Below are 26,308 nucleotides of genomic sequence, written 5' to 3' on the forward strand. Positions count from 1 at the left end.
GGAAGCTGCATAGATGAGCACTCGGCACTCGGCGAAGATCCGCGGGGGAGCGGCTGCCGCGTTGGCAGTCGCTTTGGCGATCACGGTGGCGGGTTGCGGCGGGGGAGACGACAGCAAGGCCAAGTCGGCCCAGGATCCGTCGTCGAAGCCGCAGGGAGACGCGCCGAAGTCACAGGCCCCGAGCGGCAGCCCCAAGGCGACGCCTACCGAGGTACTGGCCACCGTCAACGGTGAGGCGGGCATGACGTTGACGATCAATAGGGCTGCTCGCGAGGCGGGTGGATTTCTCACCGTGGAAGGTCAGCTGAAGAACACCGGGACCGCCCCCTACGTCAATACGGCGCCGTGGCGCGGGAACGAGCTGAACTCCAGCGGGGTTTCGGTGGCGGGAGTCACCCTGGTCGACAAGGCGGGGAAGAAGCGCTACTACGTGCTCCGTGACACCGACGGCAGGTGTCTGTGCACCACTGGCCTCGCCATCATCGAGGCCGGGCAATCGGTTCCCTTCTTCGCACAGTTCCCGGCGCCGCCGACCGCTACCTCGGAGGTGGAGTTGAGCCTCCCCACGTTCGCCACGGCCACCATCAAAATCTCTGGGTGACCCCATGACAAAACGCCACCGCACCGCCGCGTCAGTAGCCGTCATCGGTCTGGTCATGGCCGGGGTCCAAGCCGTCGGGGTCGGCGTGGCGAGCGCCGATGACGTCAAGCCGTCGGTACCCCCCGGCACGGAGCCCTCCGCCGCCGCCCCCGTCCCCATCGACTCCAAGGCCCCCGGCCTGAAGATCCCCCAGGGTGGGACCCTCGCACCCATCAAGGTGCTCGACATCGCCGAGGTCGTCGAAGACCTCGGTGGCGAGCAGCGTCGCCAGGAGACCAACCAGACGGTCATGATGGCGCTGCAGTCCGAGGTCCTCTTCCCGGAGAACAGCGCGGTCTTCAACGCCCAGGCCGCCGCCCGCATCCAGGCCATCGCGCAGGAGATCAACACCCAGAAGGCGACGCGCATCCGCGTCTTCGGTTTCACCGACGACCAGGGCAGTTACGAGCACGGCAAGGAGCTCTCGAAGCAGCGTGCCGACGCCGTGCAGGCGGAGCTGGCCAAGACCGTCAGCGTGTCCGGCGTGGTGTACGACGTCCGCGGCTACAGCGAGGACTACCCGATCGCCGACAACAGCACCGAGGAAGGCCGCAAGAAGAACCGCCGGGTCGAGATCACCTTCCCGCGCGGCGCCGGAAACTAGCCGCCCGCCCCCGCCCTGGCCCCCGGCCCCGCCTCGGTCGTCGCCGCCGCCCGCACCAGCGCGGCTGCCGCCGCGCCCGCGCGGCGGGCCGGGGCCGGGCCGGGGGCGAGGGCGGCCACGGCCGTGGCTCCCTCGACCAGGATCAGGAGCTGGTCGGCCAGCTCCTCCCGCCCCGGCCCGGCCGCCTCCGCCAGGAGGGTCCGCAGCTCCGCCTTGTGCCGGCGTACGACGTCCAGGACCCCGGCCGGCCCGGCCGCGCCGAGCTCCCCGTACGCGTTCATGAACGCGCACCCGCGGAATCCCGGCTCCGAGAACCACGCCGCCAGCCAGTCGAAGACGGCCCCCACCCGGTCGGACGGGGCGGCGGCCACCGCCGCCCGGAGGCTGCCCATCCAGCGCCGGTCGCGCCGCTCCAGGTAGCCCGCGACCAGCGCCTCCTTGGCCGGGAACACCTTGTAGAGCCGCTTGAGCGGTACGCCCGACTCCGCGCGGATGCGGTCCATGCCGACGGCCTGGATGCCCTCGGCGTAGAACAGCGCCTCCGCGGCGTCGAGCAGCCGGATGCGGGCCTCTTCGTCGTCCATGGCGGCAGCGTAACCCAGAACCGCTTGCGCGGAGAACGATCGTTCTCTAAGGTCGCCGCATGGGTGGAGAACGATCGTTCTCCACCGCCTCCGCCCCGCTCCGTCGAAAGGTATGTCCGTCATGACCTCGACCTCGACCTCGACTTCGACCTCACCCGGCGTACGCCCACCCGTGCCCCCCTTCACCGAGGAGTCGGCCCTCGCCAAGGTGCAGGCCGCCGAGGACGCCTGGAACACCCGTGACCCCGAGCGGGTGGCGCTCGCCTACACCGAGGACTCCGTCTGGCGCAATCGCGACCGCTTCCTCACCGGCCGCGCCGAGATCCGCGCCTTCCTCACCGAGAAGTGGGAGCGCGAGCTCGACTACCGCCTCCGCAAGGAGCTGTGGGCGTACACCGGCAACCGCATCTCCGTCCGCTTCGAGTACGAGTGGCACGACGCCTCCGGCCAGTGGTGGCGCAGCCACGGCAACGAGCAGTGGGAGTTCGACGACAACGGGCTGATGCGCCGCCGCGAGGCCAGCATCAACGACGTCCCGATCGAGGAGGCGGACCGCCGGCTGCGCTGATCCAGACGTGTGGCGTTCGTGAGGCGTTCGGCGCCGCCCCGGCGTTCCCCGGCCGGTCGCGGCGCCGGACGGGAGGAGGGTCGGCTCCGTCGAGCACCGCACCGCAGGAGGCCGCCATGTCCGAACCGATCCCGTCCTCCGACTGGGAAGACCGCATCACCGCCCGGCTGGCGCAGTCGCAGTCGCAGTCCGGCGGGGATGCCGGGCATTCGTTCCCGCCGCGCCCCGAGGCCGTCCACGTGACCCCCGCCCACCTGTCCGCGCTGGACCGGGAGATCTCCCACGAGGTCGACGGCTACCTGCCCGAAGGCGTCGCGGTCAGCGCCGTCCCGCGGCCCGTGCCGCCGGAGCAGGTGCGCCCGCCGCTGTGGCGGCGGCCCCCCGGCCGGGAAGGGGACGACGACCGGGGCGAGGCCACCGGCGTGTTCCAGCCGGACGACCGCGTCGAGTTCTTCGACACCTCGTTCCCGTGGCGCACCTGCGGCCGTGTCCAGACCCCCGCCGGCTGGGCCTCGGGGGTGATGGTCGGGCCCCGGCACATGCTGACCGCCAGCCATTCCGTGCCGTGGCTCGCGAGCGGCGGTACGGACTGGATGACCTTCACGCCCGCCCAGTTCGACACGAGCACGCCGTTCGGCACCGCCCACTCGACCCGCGTCTATTCCTGGCTCCGCGCCAACGCGGCCGACGGGATCGACTCCACCGAGGCCGCCTTCGACTACGTCGTCTGCGTGCTCAGCCAGCGCCTGGGCGACACCGTCGGATGGATGGGTTCGCGGACGTACTCCACCGCCTGGGACGGCAAACCGGTCTGGGGGCACGTGGGCTACCCCTTCGACATCGGCTCCGGGGTCCGGCCCGTGTACCACCCGCGCGGGGTGATGGACCGGACGGTGGGCGAGAGCACGGCCGGCCGCAACTCGTTCCGGATCGTGCACCGCAACGACGCGGTGGGCGGGCAGTCCGGCGGCCCGTTCTTCGGCTGGTGGGACGGCGACCCCTGGCCGCGGGTCGTCGCCGGGCAGAGCGCCGAGAACTGGGGCGGGTTCGGCGGCCCCAACGCCGCGGGCGGCGGAGCCGCCCTCCCCGCCCTGATCGACTACGCCCGCTCGGTCGAGCCGTAACCCCCCGCCCGTCCGCCTCGCTCGGAACGCCCGGCGCCCGGTGCCCGGTGCCCGGTGCCCGTGCCCGGCGCCGGATGCCGGGTGCCGTTCTCAGCGGAAGAAGTGGGCGTGTTCCCTTGCCCAGGCGTCGAACGAGCGGGGTCGGCGGCCGGTGATCTCGTGGACGCTCGGCCGCTGGGCGAGGGTCCACCGCGTGAGTTCGGCGAGCCGGGCGCCGTACTCCTGGAGTGCGTACAGGGTCACGTCGATGCCGTCGTCGGGCCAGCCGCGCCGACGCCAGGCCTCGCGGCTCTCGTCGGGCGTCGTCTCGACGGCGGCGATGCCGCGACCGACGGCCCTCGCGATGCTCGCCACCCGCGCGCGGGTGCCGAGCGGCGGTCCGACCGCTTCGACGATCCTGCCGACGTGGTCGTCGGCGCACAGCGCCGCCGCCGCGACGGCCGCCAGGTCCTCCTCGTGGATGAAGGGGTAGTGGCCGCCGTTCAGGAACGCCTCCCGCACGACGCCGCCGGTCCTGATCGTGTCGGGCCAGTCGGAGCCCGTCGCCGGATAGGTGCCCTCGATGACCGCTCCCATCACCGCCGACGGGCGGATGTGCGTCCACTCCATGCCCGATCGCTCGACGGCCCGCTCGACGGCCAGCCAGAACCACGTCTCGGGCGGGTACGCCTCCTCGTACTCCGGCCCGTGCGACGACAGCACCACGATCCGCCGCACTCCGGCATCCCGGGCGGTGTCCAGCACCGCCCCGACCGTCGCGGGAACCGCGCCGGCGAGGAAGACCGCGTCCACGCCGTCGAACGCCTCGGCGTACTTCGACGGGTGTCGGCTGACGGAGCCCTCGACGACTTCGGTGCCGACCGGCCAGTCGTGGAGCTGGTCGGATTCCGCGAGGACGCGCACGCGGTCGCCGGTGGCGGCCAGTTGCCGGGCCAGGCAGCGCCCGACGATTCCGGTGGGGCTGCTGCCCGCGCCCTTCCGGGGGCTGACCGCGGTCAGCAGGTGCAGTCGGCCGCGGGACGTGTTCGTCATCGGTGCGACACCGGACATGGCAAGATCCTCCAACGCGCGACAGCGGAGATCTTGCGCCGTCCCCGGCGAGCGAGGGGCGGGTGCGGATCAGGGGCGCCAACGTTAGCAGGGGCCACCTTGCCCGCGTTGGGTCGTGGAGCACGGCCACCTCTACCCGGCGCTGCGGTCGGTGCCGTCCCCGTCCGGACCGGAGACGTCCTGTCCCAGGCCCCGACGGATCGCAATCTCCACGGGTGAGTACGCGTCGTCGGCCCGCTCCAGTTCGTACGGCGCGGCCGGCATCAGCGGCGGCTGGGCCATGAAGCGCGGCCGCACCCCGTGGTGCGGTTGCGCCGCGTGCACCAGGAACGGATGGCACAGGAACACGTCGCCCGGGGACCCGGTGGCGAGGGCGACTGGCCGGTGGTCGGACGCCGCCACCAGATCGGGGGCGAGGGTCAGCCCGCTCGCCCCGTCCTCCCCGTACTTCTCCAGCACCTTCGGTACGTCGAGGTGTGAACCGACCCGGATCCGGGTCGGGGCGTCCTCCTCCCCGACCTCGCTGAACAGGAACAGCATCAGCAGCGCCCGGCCCCGGGAGCGCAGATTCGTGAAGTACCAGCTCTCGCCCTCCGGCAGGTAGCTCCCCTCGACGTGCCAGCCCGCGTCGTCCGGCTCCTCCTCGTGCGGGAAGCGCAGCGGGAACGTGCCCAGCGAGTAGCGCGGCTCCCAGCGTCCCGCGCCGACGAGCAGGTCGTACGCGTGATGCAGGGACGGGGAGTTGGGTGCGGCCGCGAACGGGCCCTGGGCCATGCCGCCCACCCAGTGCACGGGCTGCGTCCAGGTCGAAGGGTCGTCCGGGGCGCAGCCCGTCTCTCGCCACAGCAGCCGCGCGCAGTCCGCTGCCACGCGCGGCGCGACGGCGCCCTCCAACTTCACGAAGCCGTCGCGGAGGAAACGGGATACCAAGGTCGTGTCATCCATGCCCCCAGCGTGCGGCGACACCGGCCCCGAGCACCCGACATTCCCCGCACCGCCTTTGTCGGGTGAGAGGACGGGCGTGTGGTTCACCGGGCTGGGTGGGTCCGTCGCCGCCGGGTGATCGGCCGGGCAGCCCTCAGTCGCCGAGGAGGTGGTCGGCCTTGCCGGCCTTGATGTCCCGGATCAGCTGCCGCAGGGCCTCCGCGCTGTCGGTGAGGTACGCGGCCTCCTGCCCGGCGACCGCGATGTAGCTGTTGCCGTCCCCGTCCACCCCGATCCGGTAACAGGCGCTGCCTTCCGCGCAGAAGGCGTCTTCCCAAGTGATGTCGGCCATCGTTCCCCTCAAAGCTCGTGGGTGAGGCTGCGGATGAAGTCCCGTGACGCCGCCGGTGTCAGGCTGAGTCGTTCCATCCAGTCCAACTGGACGCGATATTTCGCTAGTTGAGCCTCAGTGTGCAGGAAGTCCGGTCCGTGTGTGCTGTCGATCTGCACGGTGTCGAGCTGGGGGACCGGCCCCTCCAGGTAGTTGACCGTTTGTCCCGCTCCGGGGAAACCGCCGGCCTTGAACGGCTGGACGCGCAGTGTCACGTTGTCCCGTTCCGACACGTGCAGCAGGTGCTTCAACTGCGCCCGGGCAACGTTGGGGCCGCCGAACTCCATGCGGAGCGCTGCCTCGTGGACGACGGCAACGTACTCGGGCGCCGACTCGCGGTCCAGGACCTGCTGCCGCTCCAGCCGGTGTGCGAGGCGCAATGCCACTGCTTGTTCCGGAAGGGTGGGGACGGCGAATCTGAAAATGGCGAGGGCGTGGTCGCTGGTCTGGAGCAGGCCGGGGATGTGGACCGAGTGCCCACACCGCATGCGCCGCGCGTGCTGCTCCAGCTCGGCGATGTCCAGCACCGCGGCGGGCAGGGAGCCCCGGTAGCGCTCCCACCAGCCGCGCTTGCCGGGCTGAGCCAGGGAGACGAGGGCGTCGATGTACGCCGTGTCCGCACAGTCGCAATGGCAGGCCAGCGACCGCAGCCGCTCCTCGCTGATGGTGCGGATCCCTTGCTCGATCGCGGAGACCTTCGAGCGGTCAATGCCGAGCAGCCCGGCCGCGGACTCGGCGGACACGCCCGCCGCGAGTCGCATCCTCCGCACCTCGGCGCCCAAGCGCTTCTGCCGTTCCGTGGGTGTGGTCCTGGGTGGCATGCGTGCAGTCTGCCGTGCGTGCCCACTCCCTCACCACAAGGTGGGCCCATCACCGGGATCCGGTGGCGAATAGGCCACCCGGGCGGCTACAGTCCGTATCGCACCGCTCACGCAAGGCAGTTGAAGTGCATCCCCGAGCCGCGCCATGTCCTGCTTCGGGGACGAAGCCACAGCGCCCCGTATTGCGTAGCCATCCGTGCGCGTCGACCTCACCGCAGCCACGCCAGTGCCAACCGCCGTGTAGTGCTTGAGGAGTTCGAGATGTCCGTGCCGTCCTTCGCGTACCCGTCCGTGGACAGCTTCGCCGCCTGTCCGACCGCCCGCGCCGATGCCCCGGCCCGCCGGGGGCCGTTGCCCGACATGCTGGCGTGCAGCCTGAGCGTGCCGGGGGAGGCCTGGAGCGCGCAGATCGCGCGGTCCGCGGTGGAGGCGGCCCTGCACGCCCACGGGCTGGACCGGCTCGTGCCCGCCGCCGTGCAGGTGACCGGGGAGTTGCTGGCCGCGGCCTGGCGGCTGGATCCCGGTGGTCACGTGTACCTGTCCGCCCGCTACCGCGACGACACCCTGCGGCTCGCCGCGTACGACGGCCACCAGGCCCACGGCCACCCCCGGATCGCCGCCCACTGCGAGGCCCGGCGGCGGGCGGCGCTCCGGCTGCTGCGGGCGGTCGTACGGGAGTGCGGCGGGGAGTGGGGGTTCGGGGACTCCCGGGAGCCGGGCGGCGGGACGCGGACCTGGGTGACGCTGCCCCGCGCCGGCGCCCTGGGGTACCTGCCCGGATAGGGAGTGGCCGGCCGCCCCTGCCCCATCCGGGGCGAGGCGGTTGAAAGCCCAACCTGGTAGGCCTGTTGACCGGATGCGTCCCTGGTGCGGCGGTGGTTCAGTGGGAAGAGGGGGACGGGGAGGGGGGAAATTCCGAACGCGGGGGAGAGAAACGATCGAGGGAGGCCGTGATCATGAACGGCTTCACGCTTGGCGAGCCCCTGGACCAGAAGCGGGACGACTTCACCGCCACCGCCCCGCCGGTGGTGTTCAGCACCCAGGCGACCGGATTCATACCGCTGAAGACACCGGAGGAACTGCGCGCCTGGGAGCAGGCCGTGCGGACCACCACCGGCCTGGAGCTTTCCGCCGACACCATCGCGGGCCACGCCTGCGAGACCGGGTGCGGGCCTCACTGCTGCTCCGACATGTGTGACATGGCATGATCCTGGCCCTGTCGTTCCGCGACGACCTGCACGCCATCGCGGTGCAGCACGCCGTGCGCGCACGCGGCCAGGAGTTCCACATCGTGGAGTGCGACGCGGTGAGCGGCAGACCGGGCCTGGCCTGGCGGCTCCCCGGGGAGCCGGACGGTTCCGGCGCCTCGGCCGCGGTGCCGACCTCGGAGGGCCGGACCGTGTCCCCGGCGCAGGCGGAGCTGCTGTGGTGGCGCCGCGCGCGGGCGGACCAGCAGCTCACCATGTCCGCCCCGGCACCCGACCCGGGTTTCGGGGCGCAGCAGGTCAGCCTGGTCAACAACGACTGCCGCGGAGCGCTGGCGGGCATCCTGGCAGCCTCGTTCCGCGGCGAGTGGATCTCGCCGCCGGAGGCGACCGACCGGGCGTCGGACAAGGTCTACCAGCTGTGGGTGGCCCGCCAGGCCGGCTTCCGGGTGCCGCGGACCCTGGTCACGCAATCCCGCGACGAGGTGGTCGAGTTCACCCGCGAAGTCGGGCGGGTCGTCGTCAAGCCCGTCGTGGGCGCGCGCGGCCCGTCCTTGTACACCCGGTGGATCGAGGACCCGCAGGCGCTGCCGGCGGAATCCTTCGCGGTGTGCCCCGCGACCTATCAGGAATACGTTCCGGGCCGGCACCACGTCCGGCTCAACTGCTTCGGCGACCGCATGTTCGCGGCGTTGATCGAGACGGAGGAGTTGGACTGGCGCCCCGACCTGAACGTCCCGATCTCGCGCTGGCCGGTCCCCCGGGACCTGGCCCGACGCGTCCGCACGGTGCTCGACCGGCTCGGGCTGCGCATGGGCGTGATCGACCTCAAGCTCACGCCCGGCGGCGAACCCGTGTGGCTGGAGGTCAACCCGCAGGGGCAGTTCCTGTTCCTGGAACCGCTCACCGGCGAGCCGCTGACCGAGCACTTCGCCGACTACCTGGTCACCGCGGCCACGGCCGCGACCGGCGGCCCACCGCCGGTCAGGAGCCGTGGTGGGCCTGGGTGATGAGGTCGATGGCGACCTCCAGCGCGGCCACGCGGGTCTCCTCCGGGTCGCCCTCCACGTGCTGGAGGAACATCATGCCCGCGTGCAGCGTGAAGAGGGCGCTGACGCAGCGGACCTGGTCCGTGAGCGGGCCGTCGTCGTTGCGCAGCAGCTCGACCAGGATGAACAGCCGCCGCTTGACCGTCTCGCCGATGCTGAGCTCCCGCATCGTCGCCTGGTTCTCCTGCATGAAGCGGTACAGCTGCGCGCCCGCCGCCATGGCCTCGCTGTAGCGGCGCAGCACCTCCCGCTTGGTCTCCAGGGTGCACGGCCGCGGCTGCTCCTGGGCCCAGGTGATCAGCTCGTCGATGGGGCGGGTCACGTCCTCGAAGACGCTGATGATGATGTCTTCCTTGGTCTTGAAGTGGTAGTACAGCGCCGCCTTCGTGACCTCCAGGCGCTCCGCGATCTCGCGCAGCGACGTCTTCTCGTACCCCTGCTCGGCGAAGAGCTCCAGTGCGACGTCCTGGATGCGCTGGCGCGTGTTGCCACGTCTCCCCTGCGGACTGCTGCTGGACATGCATCTCCCCATGAACTTACTTGACGCCCGGCTAGTGACGGGTCTACCGTCCCCAGTGTAGTGAACTAGCCGGGCGTCAAGTAAGTGCCGCGAGGGTGCTGAAGAAGTCGTCGCCCGGCGCCGAGTGATGTGTCAACGGGGAGCGGAAGCATGGTCGACAGCGTCAGCAAGACGGGCGGGGCCTCGGGGGAGGTGAAGCCGCGCAGCGTACGGGTCGTCCTGATGGCGCTGATGATCGCGATGCTGCTGGCGATGCTCGACAACATGATCATCGGCACCGCGATGCCGACGATCGTCGGCGAACTCGGCGGCCTGGAGCACCTGTCCTGGGTGGTCACGGCCTACACCCTGGCCACCGCGGCCTCCACCCCCATCTGGGGCAAGCTCGGCGACATGTACGGGCGCAAGGGCTCCTTCCTCACCTCCATCGTCATCTTCCTGATCGGCTCCGCGCTGAGCGGCATGGCCCAGGACATGGGCCAGCTGATCGGCTTCCGCGCCGTCCAGGGCCTCGGCGCCGGCGGTCTGATGGTCGGCGTCATGGCGATCATCGGTGACCTGATCCCGCCCCGTGACCGCGGCAAGTACCAGGGCATGATGGCCGGCGTGATGGCCCTCGCCATGATCGGCGGCCCGCTGGTCGGCGGCACCATCACCGACCACATGGGCTGGCGCTGGTCCTTCTACATCAACCTGCCGCTCGGCGCCGTCGCCCTCGCGATGGTCACCGCCGTGCTGCACCTGCCCAAGAAGAAGGCCCAGGGCAAGATCGACTACCTGGGCGCGGCGCTGCTGACGGTGGCCATCACCTCCACCGTGCTCGTCACCACCTGGGGCGGCACCGAGTACGCCTGGGGCTCCACCGAGATCCTCGGCCTGATCCTGCTGGGCGTCGTCTCCGTCGGCGCCTTCCTCTTCGCCGAGACCAAGGCCGCCGAACCGGTCATGCCGCTGCACATCTTCCGCAGCCGCAACTTCACCCTCATGTCGGTGATCGGCTTCCTCGTCGGCTTCGCGATGTTCGGCGGCGTGCTCTACCTCCCGCTGTTCCAGCAGGCGGTCCAGGGCGCCTCCGCCACCAACTCCGGCCTGCTGCTGCTCCCGATGCTGCTGTCGATGATGGCCGTCTCGCTGGTCGCGGGCCGGATCACCACCAGCAGCGGCAAGTACAAGATGTTCCCGATCATCGGCGGCGCGCTCATGGTCGTGGGCATGTACCTGCTGGCGACGATGGACACCGGCACCAGCCGCCTCGTCTCCGGGGTGTACATGGCCGTGCTCGGCGCCGGACTCGGCTTCCTGATGCAGATCACCATGCTGGTCGCGCAGAACAGCGTCGACATGAAGGACATGGGCGTCGCGTCCTCCTCGGCCACCCTCTTCCGCACGCTCGGCGGCTCGTTCGGCGTGGCCCTGATGGGCTCCCTGTTCACCAGCCGGGTCGCCGACGCCATGGTCGAGCGCCTCGGCCCGCAGGCCGCCGACTCCGTCGGATCCGCGCAGCTCGACGCGGCGAGCCTGGCCAAGCTGCCGGAGGCGGTGCGCGAGGCGTACCAGCACGCGGTCGCCGCCGGTACGCACTCCGCGTTCCTCCTCGGCGCGTTCGTGGCCGTACTGGGCTTCCTGGCGGCCTGGTTCGTCAAGGAGGTCCCGCTGCGGGGCGCGGGTCCGGCCCCGGCCGAGGCCGGCGCGAACGGTGCCGGGAAGCCGGCGGCGGCGGAGCCGGTCGCCCACTGACGGACCCTCAACGGGCCCGTCCCCCTTCTCGCGCAGGCCCCGGCCCCGGGCGCACCCCGGCGGGGGCGGGGGCCTTCCGCATGCCGTCCAGGGGCCGGCCGCTGCCGGTTTCGTCCCGGTTCAGGACTTTATTTCGGCGGATCGAGGACCAAGGTCATCAACCGGTGCCAGTGGGGCAATTGGTGGGAACCCGATCCCCGGCGCGCACGTCATGAACCTCAGAGTGCGGCACACGTGGAGAGGGGAGTGGCCGGTTCATGGACTTCACGGCACACATGCGCAGGCTGGGTACGCGTTCCCGGATCGCCGTCGCGGCTTCGGCCGTTGCGGTGGCGGCGACGATATGGGGAGTGGCGACCCTCGTCGAGCCGGACAACGGCACAGCCCAGCAGAACCTCTCGCGGGACGGCGACGCGACCACCGGCGGCAGCACCGGCAACGGCGCGAACGGCGGCGCCCAGGGCAGCCCGAACGGCAGCCCGAACGGCGGCCCGGCCGCCGGCGGCAGCACCCCGAACGGCGCGAACGGCGGCGCGCAGGACGACGCCAAGGGCAGCGGCCCGCAGATGCCCGAGTCCATAGCCCACTCCTCCGAGAGCGGCGGGAACGCCGTGAACATCACCATCGACGACGGACCGGACCCCAACTGGACCCCGAAGATCCTCGACGTGCTGAAGAAGTACGACGTGAAGGCGACCTTCTGCATGGTCGGACCGCGCGCCAAGGCCCACCCCGACCTGGTCAAGAAGGTCGTCGCGGGCGGCCACCGGCTCTGCGACCACTCCATGGACCACGACACCGCCATGGACAAGAAGCCCGTCGAGTACCAGGAGAAGCAGATCCTGGACGCGAAGAAGCTGATCGAGGAGGCGGCGGGCGGCGGCGCCAAGGTCGAGTACTACCGCGCCCCCGGCGGTGCGTTCACCCCGGACAGCCGGCGCATAGCCGCCGCCAACGGCATGCGCCCCCTCGGCTGGAACGTCGACACGAAGGACTTCCAGAAGCCCGGGGCCGCCGCCATCGTCGACGCCGTCAAGCGGGGGATCGGCAACGGCCCCACGATCCTGTTCCACGACGGCGGGGGCGACCGCCGGCAGACCGTCGAAGCCCTCGACCGCGTACTGGCCTGGCTGGACGAACAGGGCCGCCCCACCGGCTTCCCGGTGCGCACCGCCCCCGACACGCCCTGACACGCCGTCCGGCGGCGAACGGGTGAGGGTCGGCGGCAACCCGCCCCGCCGGGTGTTCCCTGAGCGTACGGGCGCACCAGCGCCCCCGCGCCGAGGAACCGACCAGGAGCCCCCGTGACCATCGCCCCGAACAAACTGTCCGACCCGGCCGTCAGAGCCTTCGTCAACGCCGTCAACGCCCACGACGAGGAGGCCTTCTACGAACTCCTCATGCCCGACGCGACCATGTCCGACGACGGCTCCGACCGCGACCTGCGGGTCTGGGCCGACAAGGAGATCTTCTCCTCCGCCGGCCACATGGACGTCGTCACCGAGACGCAGGGCGGCCGGGGCCTCGTCGTCAACTACCGCAACGACACCTGGGGCGAGATGCGGACCGCCTGGAAGTTCACCGTCACCGACGGCGGCCGCATCAGCCGCTTCGAAACCGGCCAGGCCTGACCACGCCGGCCCCGGAACCGGCCCCGCCCCCGGAACCGGCCCCGCCCCCGGAACCGGCCCCGCCCCCGGAACCGGCCCCGGCCCCGCCACGGCTGGCCCGCGATCGAGGCCAGCCCCGCGACCATAGGAGCACTATGGTCGCCCCATGGCCCGTACGACCGTCCAGGTCACGAAGCAGACGCGCGACCACCTCGCCGAGCTCGCCGAGGAGCGCGGGCTGAGCATCGGGCAGCTGGTCGCCGCGCTGGCGGCCGCGCAGCCCACCGCCGCGCAGCGGGCCGAGCAGGTCGACGCGGCGCGCGCGCATGCGCGTGAGGTGATCGGCGTCGACGTCAGCGACGAGGAGTTCGCCTCTCTCGACGTGCTCGGCAACCTGCGGCGGATCGCGGCGGAGAAGGTCCTCGCCGTGCCCGACAGGGACGCCCCGTGACCCTTCTCGGCGCCGGTGCCGCGATAGCCCTGGACCCGGACCCCGGCGGGCGGGCCACCGCCCGGACCTTCGGCCGAGAAGGAAGCTGCGGCCCCGTCACCCGGGCAGTGCGCGGATCCACCGAGAAGGGGGCGCGTCAGTTACCGGGCCCGGGCCGCCTTCAGGACCGCCGCCGTCAGGCGCTTGTTCTCCGGGGCCGGGCCGCCCGGGAAGGCGAACCGGCGGCGCACGTACCCGTACGCGATCCCCGTCGACGGGTCCGCCCAGCCCAGGCCGCCCGACGCCCCGCAGTGCCCGAACGCCCGCGGGCCGACCGCCGGCTGCTGCTCGAAGCCCAGCCCGAAGTGGTCCGACTCCGGGGTGACCCGGTCGTCGCCCGGGGTGTGCAGCCGCGCCCACTCGGCCGCCGTTCCCGGCTCCAGCAGCGCCGGGCGGCCGTCCGCCGCGCCGATCGCCGCCGCGTACATGCCCGCCACGCCGCGCGCCGTGCCGACGCCGCCCGCCGAGGCGGGGCCCAGCTCCCGCACCCTCGGGTGGTTGGCGAACACCACCAGGTCCATCGGTGGCTCCCGGTGCGCGTTGAACGCCACCGGCAGCAGCTCCGGCACCGCCGGCGCGCCCTCGGCCGGGCCCGCCGGCGGCCCGGGCGGCGCGAGCATCTCCAGCACCGGCTTCCAGCGGCCCTCCAGCGCCCGCGGCAGCCCCAGGTACAGGTCCAGCCCGTACGGGGCGCGGATCCGCTCCTCGTACACCTCCTGCAGGGACTGCTCTGTTACTCGCCGCACCAGCTCGCCGGTCAGCGCGCCGATGACGAAGGCGTGGTAGCCGTACGCGGTCCCGGGCTCCCAGTACGGCCGTGCGCCCGCCAACCGGGCCGCGATCAGCGCGTCGTCGGCGATCTCGTCGTAGTCGAAGCCCTCCTCGGTGTTGATCAGGCCCGACTGGTGCGCGACCAGCTGCCGTACCGTCAGCCGCTCCTTGCCGTGCCCGGTGAACTCCGGCCAGTACGCCGACACCGGGCGCTCCAGGTCCAGCAGCCCGTCCTGCACCAGCAGCGCCACCACCAGGTGCGCCGCACCCTTGCTGATCGAGTACACACCGGTCAGGGTCTCGGGGCCGGTGTCCTCGCCGGCCCACAGGTCGACCACGCGGCGGCCGCCGTGGTGGACCGCCAGCTGCGCCTCGGGGGAGTGCTCCGCGGCGGCGGCGAAGGCGGCGAACTCCTCCCGCACCGGCTCCCAGCCCGCCGCCACGGTCCCGTGCACCTGCGTACCCATTCCGACTCCCTCGCCATCGTGTGCAGTTGGTCGGCACCGGAAACGGAAGACGATCATGAGATATTCCTGGGCGGGCCCCGTACGGGTGAAAGCAGGCCATGCCACGTTCCAGCCCGCCGCGGCCCCCGTTGGACCGGGCATGAAGCGCACCCGCACCGCCGCTCTCGCCCTCGCCGCCGCCGCGGCCGCCCTCACCCCCACCCTCGGCCAGGCCGCCGCGACCGCCGCGGAAGGCACCTACCTTCAGGACCCGGGCGGCGGCGACAAGACGATGAAGTCGATGTGGACCGACGACGACATGCACAAGGTGGAGGCGCACCTGCGCTTCTACCCCGGCATCCGGTACAAGTCGGTGTCCCGCCCCGGGCACCCCGACGCCCCCGACTACCCGCGCCGGACCGGCGACCCGAAGACCCTGGCGTGGCAGCCCGACTTCGACTTCGGCTGGGCGGTGTCGGACTCGATGCTGGTGAAGAAGGCCGTGACGACGAAGGACGACCGGCACCCGATCGTCGTCCACGCCGTCCTGCGCTCGCCGCGGCACGGCAAGGTGCTGGAGGTGCGCAAGGAGCTGGCGGACCAGCCGGCGCAGGGGCGCGCCAAGGTCCCCGGCAACAAGCGGATCGCCTGCGACACGGGGGACTACACGGTCGAATGGTCGGTCACCCGCACCGGCTACGGGACGCTCACCGGCTCGATGCCCTGGAACGCGAGCTGCGAGAACCACCGGACGGCCTTCTCGGCCGGCAAGGGGGGCGCGAGCGGGGGCGGCAGGGGCTAGCGGGGCAGAGGTGGGGGAGGGCCGGCCGTCCCGTGCACCTTGTGGGTGCGCCGCGGGCGGCTGGCCGGCGGTCCCGGATCGAGGGCCGCGGCAGCCATTCTGGCGCACGGGGTGGCATGCGGCAGAGGCAGAGATCGTTTTTCGGTCAGGGTTCCCCCGGACGGAGGACGGCGCGACCGCAGGGGGTGACGCTGCCGCTCAGCGCCGCTTGGCGGCCTGGTTCGCCTTCGCGGCGATCTCCTCCAGGACGGCCTCGGGGTCCCCGCTCGGCTCGACGGCGCGGCCGATGTTGCGCTTGATCGTGTCGCTGACCTCCACCCACGAGGGGGCGTTCACCGGGTAGAGCTGTGCACCGCGCAGGGCGGTCAGGAACAGCTCGTCGTTCTTGTCCAGGCCGCCGGCCGGGTTGCGGGAGGCCGAGACGGTCGAGGGCAGCAGGTGGTAGCGGCCCGCGAAGTCGGCCAGGTTCGTGTCCTGGTAGACGTAGTCCAGGAACGTCCCGATCTGCTTCCGCTTGCCGTGCTGCTTGAACGCCATCATCCAGTCGGCGACGCCCACGGCCGGCGGGGTCTCCCCGGCACCCATCGTGTCCGATACCGGCATGGCCACGGTGCCCACGCCGATCCCCTTGGCCCGGGCCTCGTGCCAGAGCGACGGGTAGCCGTTGAGCATGCCGACCTCGCCGCGCAGGAAGGCGGCGAACGCGTCGGCCCGGTTGAGCTGCGACGGCGGCACCGGACCGGTCAGCCCGGGAGCGACCAGGTTGTCCTTGATCCAGCGGAACGCCTGGATGTTCTGGTCCGAGGCCAGGTTGTAGTTGCCGGCGCTGTCCGCGTACCCGCCGCCGTTGCTCAGCTCCCAGATCATCGCCTCGGCGTGCGCCTCCTCCGGGCCCAGCGGCATGGCGTACGGGGTCTTCACGCCCTTGTCCTTGAGCGCCTTGGCGGCGGACTTCAGGTCCGACCAGTTCTTCGGGGCGGCGAGGCCGGCCTGCTTGAACAGGCCCTCGTTGTAGAAGAGGAGCCGGCTGCTCGCCACCCACGGCAGGCCGTAGAGGGTGTTGCCGACCGATCCGGCCTCGGCGAGCGGCGGGAGGAAGTTCGCCTCGGCGCTGATCGACAGGAGCTCCTCGGCGGAATACAGCTGGCCCTTGGCTGCGAAATCCGAATACGAGCCCATGAGCGCCATGTCCGGGGCGTTTCCGGCCTTCGCCATGCGGGAGACCTCGCGGTCGATGTCGGCCCAGGGCAGGAGCTGCACCTCGACCTTGATGTCGGGGTTGGCGGCGGTGAATTCCTTGGTGACCTTGTCCCAGAAGGCCTTGGAACTGGTGGCCTGGTTGGTGCCGTATTCGGCGGCAACCAGGCGCAGGGTGCCGTCGTCGCCGGCGCCGCTGTCGGAACCGCAGCCGGACAGCGGGACCAGCAGGCCGAGCACGACCGCCACCGCGGCCGTGCGGAAGGTTCTTCGTTGCACGGGTCTATTCCCCTGAATTTCTTGTGTTCCCGTCAGTGCCTGTTCATCGCTCCGGGCCAGGGGTGTCCGTCCGCGGCCCGCTGGCCGGAATTCTCCCCTGTCGGCGGGCGATTCGATCCACGGGGGCGGGGTTTGTGTCCAATGCTCCAAGCGCGGCTTTTCCGAATGGTGTTTTCCGATATGGGGCCGAGAAATGCGACGCGCGTAGACATGCCGAAAGGCCCGTTTCCGTCGGATGCGCTCCGGGAAACGGGCCGAGGGGCCCGATCAGGTCAGTCGGCGAACTCGCCGGCGTACGGGTCCGGGTCCCCCGTCCAGGGGTTGCGGCCCTCCTGCCAGCGGCGCTGGGCCTTGCGCCACTGCACGAAGCTGAGCCGCCCGCCGTCCCAGAAGGTGAGGCCGACGGGGCTCACGTCGAACTCGTCGGAGCACAGCCGCAGCAGGAAATCGGCCATCCCGTACGGGTACACGGCGAAGGCGTCGGCCGTGTGCCGGCCGATGACCAGGACCGGCCAGCGGTCCGGATCGGGGTCGGTGGCCAGCCAGCACAGGATGTCGGAGCCGCCCGTGACACCCCAGGCGATGATCGACTCGGGCTCCACGTCGAGGGCGGCCCGGCCGCCCTCCTCCTCCCACCGCTGCCGGGCGTTGGCGGTCTCCTCGGCCATCTCGGCCGGATCCCACTGGAGTCCGGGCTTGGGCAGCGGCAGCAGGACGCTGGCCTCGCCGTTGATGGTGCCCGCCCCGAAACGGCCCATGAAGGCCACGAAGTCGGACGGGAACCGGGTGCCCCAGACGGCCTCGGCCCGCTGCCAGTCGATGTCCTCATCGGCGCCGTGGGTCGCGGGCATGATCTGCTCCAGCGCCCTGACCCGCCCGTTCTCCGTCATCCGCTCCCCTGCCACCCCGGCTCAACCGCCCCAACCTACCGCCGGGCAGGCCCACCGCCCAGCGTGGGATGAGACGGCCCGGCCACCGACACCCGCGAGCCGACCCGGAGCCCCCAGGCCGCCATCGCCCCCGCCTCCGCCTCCAGGACGTGCCGGGACCGCAGCCGCGGCAGCCCCAGCCGGCCCGGGGCCATGGTGACCACGGCGATCACGCGCAGGTCCCGGTCCAGGTACGCCACGTCGATGGCGAACCGCATCCCGAAGGTGTGCACGCTCCCGGCCGGGGTCAGCAGCAGGGCGCCGGCGATCCCGTCCCGGCCGAGCAGGCCGCGGGTACGGGCCCGGTACGAGGCCGCGATCTCCAGCGGCACCGGCACACCGTCCGAACCGCCCGAACCGTCTGAACCGCCCGAACCGCTTGCGCCGTCCGCGCCGCTCGCGCCGTCCACCCGCAGGACGCCCTCGCCGTCCGTCCACCGCCGCCCCCGCCCCATGCCCGCCACCTTAGGGCGCCCAGCCGGACCGGGGCCGTGCCGACGACGCTTCCCGGCCATCCGCGGACGGCCCGACCGTCGGCCGGGGTTGGGTCCACGGGCCCATGCCGGACCGGGCGCCGCCGCCTACCTTCGGCGGATGGCCGTGGTCGTGATCATCCTTGCCGCCGGGTACGGCGTCGCCGCCGGGCTGCTGCTGCCGCGCGCCGCCTACCGGCTCTCCGTCGAGCCGGACGCCCCCTGGCGCGGCCACTGCCCCCAGGGGCACCCGCTGCACGGCTGGTGCGGCCCCGCCCGCTGCCCCGACACCCCCGATCCCGACACCCCCGATCCCGACACCCCCGATCCCGGCGCTCCCGGTCCCGACTCCGGCTCCGGCACCCCCGGCCCCGGAGCTCGAGGCATCTCCGGCCACCGCTACGGGGTCCGGAGCGGCCGGGTCGCGGCGCTCACCGGTGTCGTCTGCGCCGCCCTGGCGTGCGCCGCCGGCCCGCGGCCCGAGGTGGCCGTCTTCGCCGGGCTGGCACCCGTACTCGTCCTGCTCGCGCTCGTCGACCTCGCCGTTCACCGCCTGCCGGACGTGCTCACCCTGCCCCTCGCCGCCGCTGCGGCCGCCGCCCTGGGCGCCGCCGCCCTCGTGCCCGGCGCCGCCGGCTCCTGGCGACTCGCGCTCCTCGGCGGGGCCGCGCTGGGCGCCGCGTACCTCCTGCTGTTCCTGATCAACCCCGCCGGGATGGGATTCGGGGACGTCAAGCTGGCGATCGCCCTGGGGGTCGCCCTTGGGTGGTACGGGTGGGGGGTATGGCTCTTCGGGGCCTTCCTCGGCTTCCTCTACGGGGCCCTCTACGGCCTCGGACTGGTCCTGCGCAGCCCCAATGGGCGGAAGCAGTCCTTCCCCTTCGGCCCCTTCATGGCGGCCGGCGCCCTCACCGGTCTGCTCCTGGGTGGTTTCGGAGCGTAATCATTCGGCGTGGATGCACACATCACGCTTTACGAAGGGTTATGGTGGAACCCCCCCCCTCGGGCCGGTCCGTATCCCCCCCACGGACCGGCCCGTTTTCTTTTCTGCCGGATCTGCGCGCCCCCCTCGACAAAACCGCAGGTCAGCCGCGCTGGGCCCAGAGGTTGGTGCCCGGGGTGGAGACCGCGAAGGAGTCGATCTCCTTCAACTCCTCCTCCGTCAGGGGCGAACCCGTGAGCGCGGCCACGTTCTCCTCCAGCTGCCGGACGCTCGACGCGCCGATCAGGGCCGAGGTCATCCGCTCGTCCCGCAGCACCCAGGTCAGCGCCAGCTGCGCCAACGACTGCCCGCGCCGGGCCGCGATCTCGTTCAGGCCCTCCAGGCGGCGCTGCACCTCCGGCGAGAGCAGGCCCGGGTCGAGGGACTTGCCCTGCGCGGCGCGCGAGCCCTCCGGGATGCCCCCGAGGTACTTCCCGGTCAGCAGGCCCTGGGCCAGCGGCGCGAAGGAGATGCAGCCCATGCCGGCCTCCTCCAGGGTGTCCAGCAGGCGGTCCTCCTCCGTCCAGCGGTTGATCATGGAGTACGAGGGCTGGTGGATCAGTGGCCGCACGCCCATGCCGCGCAGGATCCGCGCCGCCTCCGCCGTCTGCTCCGCGGTGTAGGAGGAGATGCCGACGTAGAGCGCCTTGCCCTGCTGGACCGCGGACGCCAGGGCGCCCATGGTCTCCTCCAGCGGGGTCTGCGGGTCGAAGCGGTGCGAGTAGAAGATGTCGACGTAGTCGAGGCCCATCCGCTTCAGCGAGGCGTCGAGGGAGCTGAGCAGGTACTTCCGGCTGCCCCACTCGCCGTACGGGCCGGGGTGCATCAGATAGCCGGCCTTGGTGGAGACGATCAGCTCGTCGCGGTACGCGGCGAAGTCCTCGGCGAAGATCTTGCCGAAGTTCAGCTCGGCCGAGCCGGGCGGCGGGCCGTAGTTGTTCGCCAGGTCGAAGTGGGTCACGCCGAGGTCGAAGGCCCGGCGCAGGATCGCCCGCTGGGACTCCAGAGACTTGTCGTCGCCGAAGTTGTGCCAGAGGCCGAGGGAGATCGCGGGAAGCTTGAGGCCGCTGAGGCCGCTGCGGCGGTACTCCATGGAGTCGTACCGCGCGGGCTCTGCCCGATAGGGATTGTTATCAGTCACGTTGTCCTCTCTATCACGGACTTGTGACAGGCCGAGTTGGGTACCGGATCCCCCTGCGCAGTAATGTGGCGGACCGGGGGACGGACCGCATTTCGCACGGGGGCACTGCACGGAGGGGCTCGAAGATCGTGAAGCTGCGCGACCTGGTGTACAGGCTGTACGCACGCCGGGTGGAAGGCCGCCTCGACCACGCCGCGTCGCCCAAGCACATCGGTGTGATCCTGGACGGCAACCGGCGCTGGGCGAAGGCGTCCGGAGGCACCACCGAACAGGGCCACCAGGCCGGGGCCGACAAGATTTCCGAGATGCTGGGCTGGTGCACCGAGACGGACGTCGAGGTCGTCACCCTGTGGATGCTGTCCACGGACAACCTGGACCGGCCGGAGGACGAGCTCCGCCCCCTGCTCAACATCATCGAGAACACCGTCCGGGGCCTCGCCGAGGACGGCCGCTGGCGCGTCCACCACGTCGGCAACCTCGACATCCTGCCCGCGCGGACCCAGAACGTGCTCAAGGAGGCCGAGCAGGCCACGCACGACGTCAAGGGGATACTCGTCAACGTCGCCGTGGGCTACGGCGGCCGACAGGAGATCACCGACGCCGTCCGCTCGCTGCTCCTGGAGCACGCCGCCAAGGGCACCTCCATCGAGGAGCTCGCCGAGATCCTCGACATCGACCACATCGCCGAACACCTCTACACGCGCGGCCAGCCCGACCCGGACCTCGTCATCCGCACCAGCGGCGAGCAGCGCCTGTCCGGGTTCATGCTGTGGCAGAGCGCGCACTCCGAGTACTACTTCTGCGAGGTGTTCTGGCCGGCCTTCCGCAAGGTCGACTTCCTGCGCGCACTGCGCGACTACGCGGCCCGCCACCGCCGCTACGGGACCTGAGGGCGGGGGCGTCTGACGCCCCCTCGACCCCCTCCTCCCTCTCCCGCCCCTCCGGTCACCACCGCAAGCCTTTCACCTGGGGTTCACCGAGCGTCCGTCATATGCCAAGGCATGGCCGAGGCTGTTCGGGGAATATCCCTTCCAGGTCGATGCCCGATCCACGGGTGTCGAGTCTCAGCGGACGGCACGGGGCCGTCCGCCCGGGAGGCCCTTTGCACCAGGACGCACGTGCGGTTCGCACGGACGAAACGGGAGGGCCGGAATTCGGCTCTCGCAGGGGTGCCGATGACCGGTCCGGTCTTCAAGGCCCGACCTCTTACGAGGGGGTACGTCCTTCCGTGGTGACCAGCACTAAGCGCCGCCTGCCCGACAGGCGGACCTACGTCCTCGACACCAGCGTCCTGCTGGCAGACCCCAACGCCATCACCCGCTTCGACGAGCACGAGGTCGTGCTCCCGATCGTGGTGATCACGGAGCTGGAGGCCAAGCGCCACCATCCCGAACTCGGCTACTTCGCCCGCCAGGCCCTGCGCCTGCTGGACGACTACCGGGTCCGCAACGGTCGGCTCGACGCCCCCATCCCGATCGGGGAACTCGGCGGCAGCCTGCGTGTCGAACTCAACCACTCCGACCCCGGCGTCCTGCCAGCGGGCTTCCGGCTGGGGGACAACGACTCGCGGATCCTGGCTGTCGCCCGCAACCTCCAGGCCGAGGGCTACGACGTCACGGTCGTCTCGAAGGATCTCCCGCTGCGCATCAAAGCCTCCTCCGTGGGGCTGCTCGCCGAGGAGTACCGCGCCGAGCTCGCGATCACCGGTGCCGGTTGGACCGGCATGAGCGAGCTCGCCCTCTCCGCGGACCAGATCGACCTCCTCTACTCCGAGGAGCGGCTCTACGTCCCGGAGGCCGCCGAACTGCCCGTGCACACGGGACTGATCCTCCAGTCCGAACGCGGCAAGGCCCTGGGCCGGGTCACCGCCGACGGCAACGTGCGGCTCGTGCGGGGCGACCGCGAGGCCTTCGGGCTGCACGGCCGCAGCGCCGAGCAGCGCGTCGCCCTCGACCTGCTGCTCGACCCCGAGGTCGGCATCATCTCGATGGGCGGCCGGGCCGGCACCGGCAAGTCGGCGCTGGCGCTGTGCGCGGGCCTGGAGGCCGTACTGGAGCGGCGGCAGCACCAGAAGGTGATGGTCTTCCGGCCGCTGTACGCGGTGGGCGGACAGGAGCTGGGCTACCTGCCCGGGGACCAGTCCGAGAAGATGAGCCCCTGGGCGCAGGCGGTCTTCGACACCCTCTCGGCGGTGGCCGGGCGGGAGGTCATCGAGGAGGTGCTGAACCGGGGGATGCTGGAGGTCCTGCCGCTCACCCACATCCGCGGCCGCTCGCTGCACGACGCGTTCGTCATCGTGGACGAGGCGCAGTCCCTGGAGCGCAATGTCCTGCTGACCGTTCTGTCCCGGATCGGGGCGAATTCGCGGGTGGTCCTGACCCACGACGTCGCCCAGCGCGACAACCTCCGGGTCGGCCGGTACGACGGAGTGGTCGCCGTTGTCGAGAAACTGAAGGGGCATCCGCTCTTCGCCCACGTCACGCTGACCCGCTCCGAGCGCTCGCCGATCGCGGCCCTGGTGACGGAGATGCTGGAGAACCTGTAGGAGCGTACGGGGGCGAAAACCCCATAGCGGGACAGTTGGTTGACGCCGCCCGGCAAAGGCCCAGGAGCCTAGCCGGGTGGCGTCATGCTGCACAGCCCTTCGGTGAAACAAGTCGCGACATGCCAGGTGTGACCTTTCCCACGCAACGTGGAATTGCCTTGCGGTGTCGGGGTCCGGCAGAGTCTGTTTTCCGTCAGGCCCCGCATACGGCACAGCTGTATCTCCCATGAGATGCGTGCACCACCACAACTCCACAACCGTTCGCCGTATGCCGCCCGAGCATCACGCGGCAACCCCCGCAGGGGAGTTGCCCACGGGTCCGCGCCTCCCGTGACCGAAGTTCCACGGAGGCCAGCGTCAGGGGCACTCTTGCGCCCGCCCGGTCATCGCGGACGCTGCTGGAAGGACATCGTGTGAGCCGGATCTCGGTCCGGGGGTTCGCAGTGGCGTCGGCCACCGCGGTCACCACCGTGGGCGCAGTCGTGGGCGTCGCCGCAGGCGACCCCTCCGCGAACGACCTGGAGACCACCGCGTCCGGGGCCACCCTCCTGGCCGACATCCCGGTCGGCGAGCAGGCCGAGGTCCAGAGCGGCTCCCTGGCGCAGCAGGCCGACACCATCGCGCAGGGCGCCGACACCGAGGCCCGCCGGTCGGCCGAGGAGGCCGCCCGCCTCCAGGCCGCCGAGGACGCCAAGGCCAAGAAGGCCGAAGCCCAGAAGGCCGCGGACGAGAAGGCGAAGAAGGAGCGCGAGGCGAAGGAAGAGATCGCCAGCCGCTCCGCCACGCGCAGCGCCGACGACTTCACGCCCCAGAGCTCCTACACGGTCGCGCAGGTCAAGGACATCGCCCGGCAGATCGTCCCGGGCGGCCAGTTCCAGTGCTTCTCCAACATCGTCAACCAGGAATCCACCTGGAACTACAAGGCCGTGAACCCGTCTTCGGGCGCCTACGGCCTGGTCCAGGCGCTCCCCGGCTCGAAGATGTCCTCGGTCGGTGCCGACTGGCGCACCAACCCGGCCACCCAGATCGAGTGGGGCCTGAAGTACATGAACGAACGCTACGGCAGCCCCTGCGGCGCCTGGAGCTTCCACCAGGCCAACGGCTGGTACTAGACCCGGCCCGAGCCGCAGCCGCTCGACTCAGGAAAGCCCCGCACCGTTTCGACGGTGCGGGGCTTCCCGCGTGTACGGTCTGTCGAAGTGCGTCCGCAGGTGGGGGGAAGGGAACGAGATGGGGATCAGGGCAGGCTGGCTCGGCCGGCTCGGAAACAGGCTGAGTCGGATGGATGCCCGACTGGCCGCCCGGCGCGCCGTGGTCGAGGCCGAGGCCGGGACCGAGGGCGGGACCGAGGGCGAGGGCCCCGCCCGGACCGCGGCCGCCGGACCGCCGAGCCCGGCGCCCGGCACCTCCGCCGAACACCCGGACCGCCCGGCGCGCCCGGCCGACCCGGCCCCGCCCGCACATCCCGTGCTGCCGGGGCGTCCCGACCCGGCGGCCGTGATCCCCTGGGGCATGCGGGTCGCCGCCGAGGCCAGCTGGCGGCTGCTGCTGCTCGCGGGGATGCTCTGGGTCCTGATGAAGGTGATCAGTGAAGTCCGGCTGGTCGTCCTCGCGTTCGCCGCGGCCATGCTGGTCACCGCGCTGCTCCAGCCCTTCGTGGTCCGGCTGCGCCGGCTCGGGCTGCCGCGCGGTCTCGCCACCGCCGTCACCGCCGTCCTCGGCTTCGTGGTCATCGGCCTGGTCGGCTGGTTCGTGGTCTGGCAGGTCATGGAGAACCTCGACGACCTCTCCGCCCGGGTCCGCGACGGCATCAACGAGCTCAAACTCTGGGCACTGGCCAGTCCGTTCCACGTGACCGAGAAGCAGATCAACGACATCGCGAAGAACCTCAGCGAGACCATCGGCACCAACACCGAGCAGATCACCTCCGCGGGCCTCCAGGGCGTGACCGTCCTCGTCGAGGTGCTCACCGGGATGCTGCTCGCGATGTTCTCGACGTTGTTCCTGCTCTACGACGGCGCGCGCATCTGGAGCTGGGCGTTGGGCCTGGTCCCGGCCGGTGCCCGGCCGGGCGTGGCCGGCGCCGGCCCGCGCGCCTGGCGGACCCTGACGGCGTACGTGCGCGGCACCGTCCTCGTCGCGCTCATCGACGCCATCTTCATCGGCCTGGGCATCTACTTCCTCAACGTGCCGATGGCGGTGCCACTGGCCGTGTTCATCTTCCTGTTCGCCTTCATCCCGCTGGTCGGCGCGGTGGTCTCGGGTGCCCTCGCCGTGGTCGTCGCCCTGGTGACGCAGGGGCCGGTCACCGCCCTGCTGGTGCTGGCCGTGGTGCTGGCGGTGCAGCAGATCGAGGGGCACGTGCTCCAGCCGTTCATCCTCGGCCGGGCGGTGCGGGTGCACCCGCTCGCGGTGGTGCTGGTGGTGGCCGCGGGCGGCATGGTCGCGGGCATCGGCGGGGCGGTGGTCGCCGTTCCGCTCGTCGCCGTCACCAACACCGTGGTCGGCTACCTGAAGGCCTACTCGCGCGACCAGCTCCTGCACGGGGCCGCGCCGATCGGCCCCGGCCCGCACGGGGCGACCGCGTTGGAATGCGCCGCGCGGGAGGCCGGGAATGATCAGCGAGCCTGAGCTGGAGGACGACTGGGACGACGACCGGCCCGCCGTGCCGGCCGCGCCGGCCGGGCAGGACGATGCGGACGCCGCCGTGCGCAGGGCGCGTGCGCCCTGGGTGTGGGCGCTGGGCGGGGCCGTGCTGGCCTCGGCGGTGTGGGCGGCCTTACCGGTGCTGCAGGACCGTTCCTTCGGGGCGCCGCGCGTCGCGTACCGGCACACCGAGGACCTGTGCAAGGAGACCCGGCTCGACACGCTCGTGAAGACCACCGCGCCCGTGATGTCGAACCACCGGGCCCACCGGGAGAGCCCGGCCCTGGACTGGTCCCACTGCGAGTACTTCACGGAGTGGGAGGAGAAGGGCACCTCGTACCAGATGCAGATCATGGTCGAGCTGCACAAGGAGACCGATCCGGCGGCGGAGTTCGGGGTCGCCCCCGGCGTCTTCCGGGAGGTGCTGTCGAACACCGGCGAGGTGGAGCAGGTGGCGGGGCTGGGCGAGCGGGCCCTGATGAGCAGCAAGTCCCCGTACACCTCCGGCCCGAGGCTCCAGGTGCTCGACGGCGGGGCGGTGTTCACGCTGTCCGTCGGGTGGCTCGGGGACATCGACGAGGCGGGCGCCGAGGGTCCGCAGCCCGACGAGGACGCCGTCAAGGCGGCGATGATCGAGGACATGCGGATCCTGATGGCCCGGCTGGGGAAGTAGGGACGGAAAGACAGGGGCGGGGCGGCCGCGGCCGGGCGCCCGGCGCCCCGGCGGCCGGGGGGGGGCTTGAGCGGGCCGGCCCCGGCCGCCCGCGGCGCCCCCGCCCC

Annotated in this window: 29 protein-coding genes; 18 read left to right on the forward strand and 11 right to left on the reverse strand. The window is 71.7% G+C overall.

Going from position 1 to position 26,308, the window contains the following annotated elements; all coding sequences use genetic code 11:
• Window positions 1–13 precede the first annotated feature (13 nt).
• On the forward strand, window positions 14–601 hold the full coding sequence (locus tag ACFVGY_RS19395) for a hypothetical protein (RefSeq protein WP_385678670.1): 588 nt from the start codon (window positions 14–16) through the stop codon (window positions 599–601).
• 4 nt (window positions 602–605) lie between these two features.
• The gene (locus ACFVGY_RS19400) at window positions 606–1,244 is read left to right on the forward strand and encodes an OmpA family protein (protein WP_385678672.1); all 639 of its coding nucleotides are present in this window, start codon (window positions 606–608) and stop codon (window positions 1,242–1,244) included.
• On the opposite strand, the gene ACFVGY_RS19405 is transcribed toward ACFVGY_RS19400, so the two are convergent.
• Window positions 1,241–1,828 carry a TetR/AcrR family transcriptional regulator gene (locus ACFVGY_RS19405; protein ID WP_385678675.1) on the reverse strand — a complete coding sequence of 196 codons (588 nt, stop codon included), beginning with the start codon at window positions 1,826–1,828 and terminating at the stop codon, window positions 1,241–1,243. The two genes, ACFVGY_RS19400 and ACFVGY_RS19405, sit on opposite strands and share 4 nt — an antisense overlap.
• Window positions 1,829–1,949: 121 nt before the next feature.
• Between ACFVGY_RS19405 and ACFVGY_RS19410 the strand changes: the two genes are divergently transcribed.
• Complete coding sequence (locus ACFVGY_RS19410; protein WP_385678677.1) at window positions 1,950–2,396, forward strand: nuclear transport factor 2 family protein; 447 nt, start codon at window positions 1,950–1,952, stop codon at window positions 2,394–2,396.
• Window positions 2,397–2,512: 116 nt separating this feature from the next.
• The gene (locus ACFVGY_RS19415) at window positions 2,513–3,520 is read left to right on the forward strand and encodes a trypsin-like serine peptidase (RefSeq protein WP_385678679.1); all 1,008 of its coding nucleotides are present in this window, start codon (window positions 2,513–2,515) and stop codon (window positions 3,518–3,520) included.
• Window positions 3,521–3,610: 90 nt separating this feature from the next.
• Here ACFVGY_RS19415 and ACFVGY_RS19420 read toward each other — a convergent pair whose 3' ends face one another.
• The 4 genes from ACFVGY_RS19420 to ACFVGY_RS19435 form a co-directional block, all read right to left on the reverse strand.
• Window positions 3,611–4,570 (reverse strand): NAD(P)H-binding protein, encoded by a 960-nt coding sequence (locus ACFVGY_RS19420; RefSeq protein WP_385678682.1) that lies wholly within the window; start codon window positions 4,568–4,570, stop codon window positions 3,611–3,613.
• A gap of 132 nt (window positions 4,571–4,702) precedes the next feature.
• A complete protein-coding gene (locus tag ACFVGY_RS19425) occupies window positions 4,703–5,515 on the reverse strand; it encodes a phytanoyl-CoA dioxygenase family protein (RefSeq protein WP_385678685.1) in 813 nt (270 codons plus the stop codon).
• 133 nt (window positions 5,516–5,648) lie between these two features.
• A complete protein-coding gene (locus ACFVGY_RS19430) occupies window positions 5,649–5,846 on the reverse strand; it encodes a hypothetical protein (protein ID WP_385678688.1) in 198 nt (65 codons plus the stop codon).
• Between the two features lie 8 nt (window positions 5,847–5,854).
• Entirely contained in the window at window positions 5,855–6,706 is an 852-nt protein-coding gene (locus ACFVGY_RS19435) for a helix-turn-helix domain-containing protein (RefSeq protein ID WP_385678691.1), read from the reverse strand.
• Window positions 6,707–6,967: 261 nt separating this feature from the next.
• Between ACFVGY_RS19435 and ACFVGY_RS19440 the strand changes: the two genes are divergently transcribed.
• The 3 genes from ACFVGY_RS19440 to ACFVGY_RS19450 all read left to right on the forward strand — a co-directional run bounded on the left by ACFVGY_RS19440 (window position 6,968) and on the right by ACFVGY_RS19450 (window position 8,921).
• Window positions 6,968–7,489 (forward strand): ATP-binding protein, encoded by a 522-nt coding sequence (locus ACFVGY_RS19440; RefSeq protein ID WP_385678694.1) that lies wholly within the window; start codon window positions 6,968–6,970, stop codon window positions 7,487–7,489.
• A gap of 173 nt (window positions 7,490–7,662) precedes the next feature.
• Window positions 7,663–7,914, forward strand: coding sequence for a hypothetical protein (locus ACFVGY_RS19445; protein WP_385678697.1), 252 nt, complete (start codon window positions 7,663–7,665; stop codon window positions 7,912–7,914).
• Complete coding sequence (locus ACFVGY_RS19450; RefSeq protein WP_385678699.1) at window positions 7,911–8,921, forward strand: RimK family alpha-L-glutamate ligase; 1,011 nt, start codon at window positions 7,911–7,913, stop codon at window positions 8,919–8,921. The genes ACFVGY_RS19445 and ACFVGY_RS19450 overlap by 4 nt, the downstream gene beginning before the upstream one ends.
• Here ACFVGY_RS19450 and ACFVGY_RS19455 read toward each other — a convergent pair.
• A complete protein-coding gene (locus tag ACFVGY_RS19455) occupies window positions 8,896–9,480 on the reverse strand; it encodes a TetR/AcrR family transcriptional regulator (protein ID WP_385435097.1) in 585 nt (194 codons plus the stop codon). The two genes, ACFVGY_RS19450 and ACFVGY_RS19455, sit on opposite strands and share 26 nt — an antisense overlap.
• Window positions 9,481–9,630: 150 nt before the next feature.
• Here ACFVGY_RS19455 and ACFVGY_RS19460 point away from each other — a divergent pair, with 150 nt between their 5' ends.
• The 4 genes from ACFVGY_RS19460 to ACFVGY_RS19475 all read left to right on the forward strand — a co-directional run bounded on the left by ACFVGY_RS19460 (window position 9,631) and on the right by ACFVGY_RS19475 (window position 13,278).
• The gene (locus ACFVGY_RS19460) at window positions 9,631–11,217 is read left to right on the forward strand and encodes an MDR family MFS transporter (RefSeq protein WP_385678702.1); all 1,587 of its coding nucleotides are present in this window, start codon (window positions 9,631–9,633) and stop codon (window positions 11,215–11,217) included.
• A gap of 257 nt (window positions 11,218–11,474) precedes the next feature.
• Window positions 11,475–12,407, forward strand: coding sequence for a polysaccharide deacetylase family protein (locus ACFVGY_RS19465; RefSeq protein WP_385678705.1), 933 nt, complete (start codon window positions 11,475–11,477; stop codon window positions 12,405–12,407).
• 114 nt (window positions 12,408–12,521) lie between these two features.
• Window positions 12,522–12,848, forward strand: a complete 327-nt coding sequence (locus ACFVGY_RS19470; protein ID WP_385678708.1) for a nuclear transport factor 2 family protein — start codon at window positions 12,522–12,524, stop codon at window positions 12,846–12,848.
• A 145-nt stretch (window positions 12,849–12,993) separates the two neighbouring features.
• The gene (locus ACFVGY_RS19475) at window positions 12,994–13,278 is read left to right on the forward strand and encodes a hypothetical protein (protein ID WP_385678710.1); all 285 of its coding nucleotides are present in this window, start codon (window positions 12,994–12,996) and stop codon (window positions 13,276–13,278) included.
• 140 nt (window positions 13,279–13,418) lie between these two features.
• Here the strand turns inward: ACFVGY_RS19475 and ACFVGY_RS19480 are convergent, their stop codons facing one another.
• The gene (locus tag ACFVGY_RS19480; protein WP_385678713.1) at window positions 13,419–14,555 is read right to left on the reverse strand and encodes a serine hydrolase domain-containing protein; all 1,137 of its coding nucleotides are present in this window, start codon (window positions 14,553–14,555) and stop codon (window positions 13,419–13,421) included.
• A gap of 139 nt (window positions 14,556–14,694) precedes the next feature.
• Between ACFVGY_RS19480 and ACFVGY_RS19485 the strand changes: the two genes are divergently transcribed.
• Window positions 14,695–15,336: a hypothetical protein gene (locus tag ACFVGY_RS19485; protein ID WP_385678716.1), complete on the forward strand. Its 642-nt coding sequence runs from the start codon at window positions 14,695–14,697 to the stop codon at window positions 15,334–15,336.
• Window positions 15,337–15,534: 198 nt separating this feature from the next.
• Here the strand turns inward: ACFVGY_RS19485 and ACFVGY_RS19490 are convergent, their stop codons facing one another.
• The 3 genes from ACFVGY_RS19490 to ACFVGY_RS19500 form a co-directional block, all read right to left on the reverse strand.
• Entirely contained in the window at window positions 15,535–16,812 is a 1,278-nt protein-coding gene (locus tag ACFVGY_RS19490; RefSeq protein WP_385678719.1) for an ABC transporter substrate-binding protein, read from the reverse strand.
• Window positions 16,813–17,084: 272 nt separating this feature from the next.
• Window positions 17,085–17,702, reverse strand: a complete 618-nt coding sequence (locus ACFVGY_RS19495; protein WP_385678722.1) for an SMI1/KNR4 family protein — start codon at window positions 17,700–17,702, stop codon at window positions 17,085–17,087.
• A gap of 35 nt (window positions 17,703–17,737) precedes the next feature.
• Complete coding sequence (locus ACFVGY_RS19500; protein ID WP_385678725.1) at window positions 17,738–18,196, reverse strand: DUF192 domain-containing protein; 459 nt, start codon at window positions 18,194–18,196, stop codon at window positions 17,738–17,740.
• A 139-nt stretch (window positions 18,197–18,335) separates the two neighbouring features.
• Here ACFVGY_RS19500 and ACFVGY_RS19505 point away from each other — a divergent pair, with 139 nt between their 5' ends.
• Complete coding sequence (locus tag ACFVGY_RS19505) at window positions 18,336–19,157, forward strand: prepilin peptidase (protein ID WP_385678728.1); 822 nt, start codon at window positions 18,336–18,338, stop codon at window positions 19,155–19,157.
• A 142-nt stretch (window positions 19,158–19,299) separates the two neighbouring features.
• Here the strand turns inward: ACFVGY_RS19505 and mgrA are convergent, their stop codons facing one another.
• Complete coding sequence (mgrA, locus tag ACFVGY_RS19510) at window positions 19,300–20,337, reverse strand: L-glyceraldehyde 3-phosphate reductase (protein ID WP_385678731.1); 1,038 nt, start codon at window positions 20,335–20,337, stop codon at window positions 19,300–19,302.
• A gap of 128 nt (window positions 20,338–20,465) precedes the next feature.
• Here mgrA and ACFVGY_RS19515 point away from each other — a divergent pair, with 128 nt between their 5' ends.
• The 5 genes from ACFVGY_RS19515 (at window position 20,466) to ACFVGY_RS19535 (ending at window position 26,201) form a co-directional block, all read left to right on the forward strand.
• Window positions 20,466–21,227, forward strand: coding sequence for an isoprenyl transferase (locus ACFVGY_RS19515; protein WP_385678733.1), 762 nt, complete (start codon window positions 20,466–20,468; stop codon window positions 21,225–21,227).
• Between the two features lie 338 nt (window positions 21,228–21,565).
• On the forward strand, window positions 21,566–22,882 hold the full coding sequence (locus ACFVGY_RS19520; protein WP_385678736.1) for a PhoH family protein: 1,317 nt from the start codon (window positions 21,566–21,568) through the stop codon (window positions 22,880–22,882).
• 413 nt (window positions 22,883–23,295) lie between these two features.
• Window positions 23,296–23,994 carry a transglycosylase SLT domain-containing protein gene (locus ACFVGY_RS19525; protein WP_385678739.1) on the forward strand — a complete coding sequence of 233 codons (699 nt, stop codon included), beginning with the start codon at window positions 23,296–23,298 and terminating at the stop codon, window positions 23,992–23,994.
• A gap of 118 nt (window positions 23,995–24,112) precedes the next feature.
• Window positions 24,113–25,513 (forward strand): AI-2E family transporter, encoded by a 1,401-nt coding sequence (locus ACFVGY_RS19530; RefSeq protein WP_385678742.1) that lies wholly within the window; start codon window positions 24,113–24,115, stop codon window positions 25,511–25,513.
• Complete coding sequence (locus ACFVGY_RS19535) at window positions 25,497–26,201, forward strand: hypothetical protein (RefSeq protein ID WP_385678745.1); 705 nt, start codon at window positions 25,497–25,499, stop codon at window positions 26,199–26,201. The genes ACFVGY_RS19530 and ACFVGY_RS19535 overlap by 17 nt, the downstream gene beginning before the upstream one ends.
• The last annotated feature ends 107 nt before the right edge of the window (window positions 26,202–26,308 follow it).

It is taken from the genome of Streptomyces sp. NPDC127106 (assembly GCF_042677605.1).
Classification (GTDB): domain Bacteria; phylum Actinomycetota; class Actinomycetes; order Streptomycetales; family Streptomycetaceae; genus Streptomyces.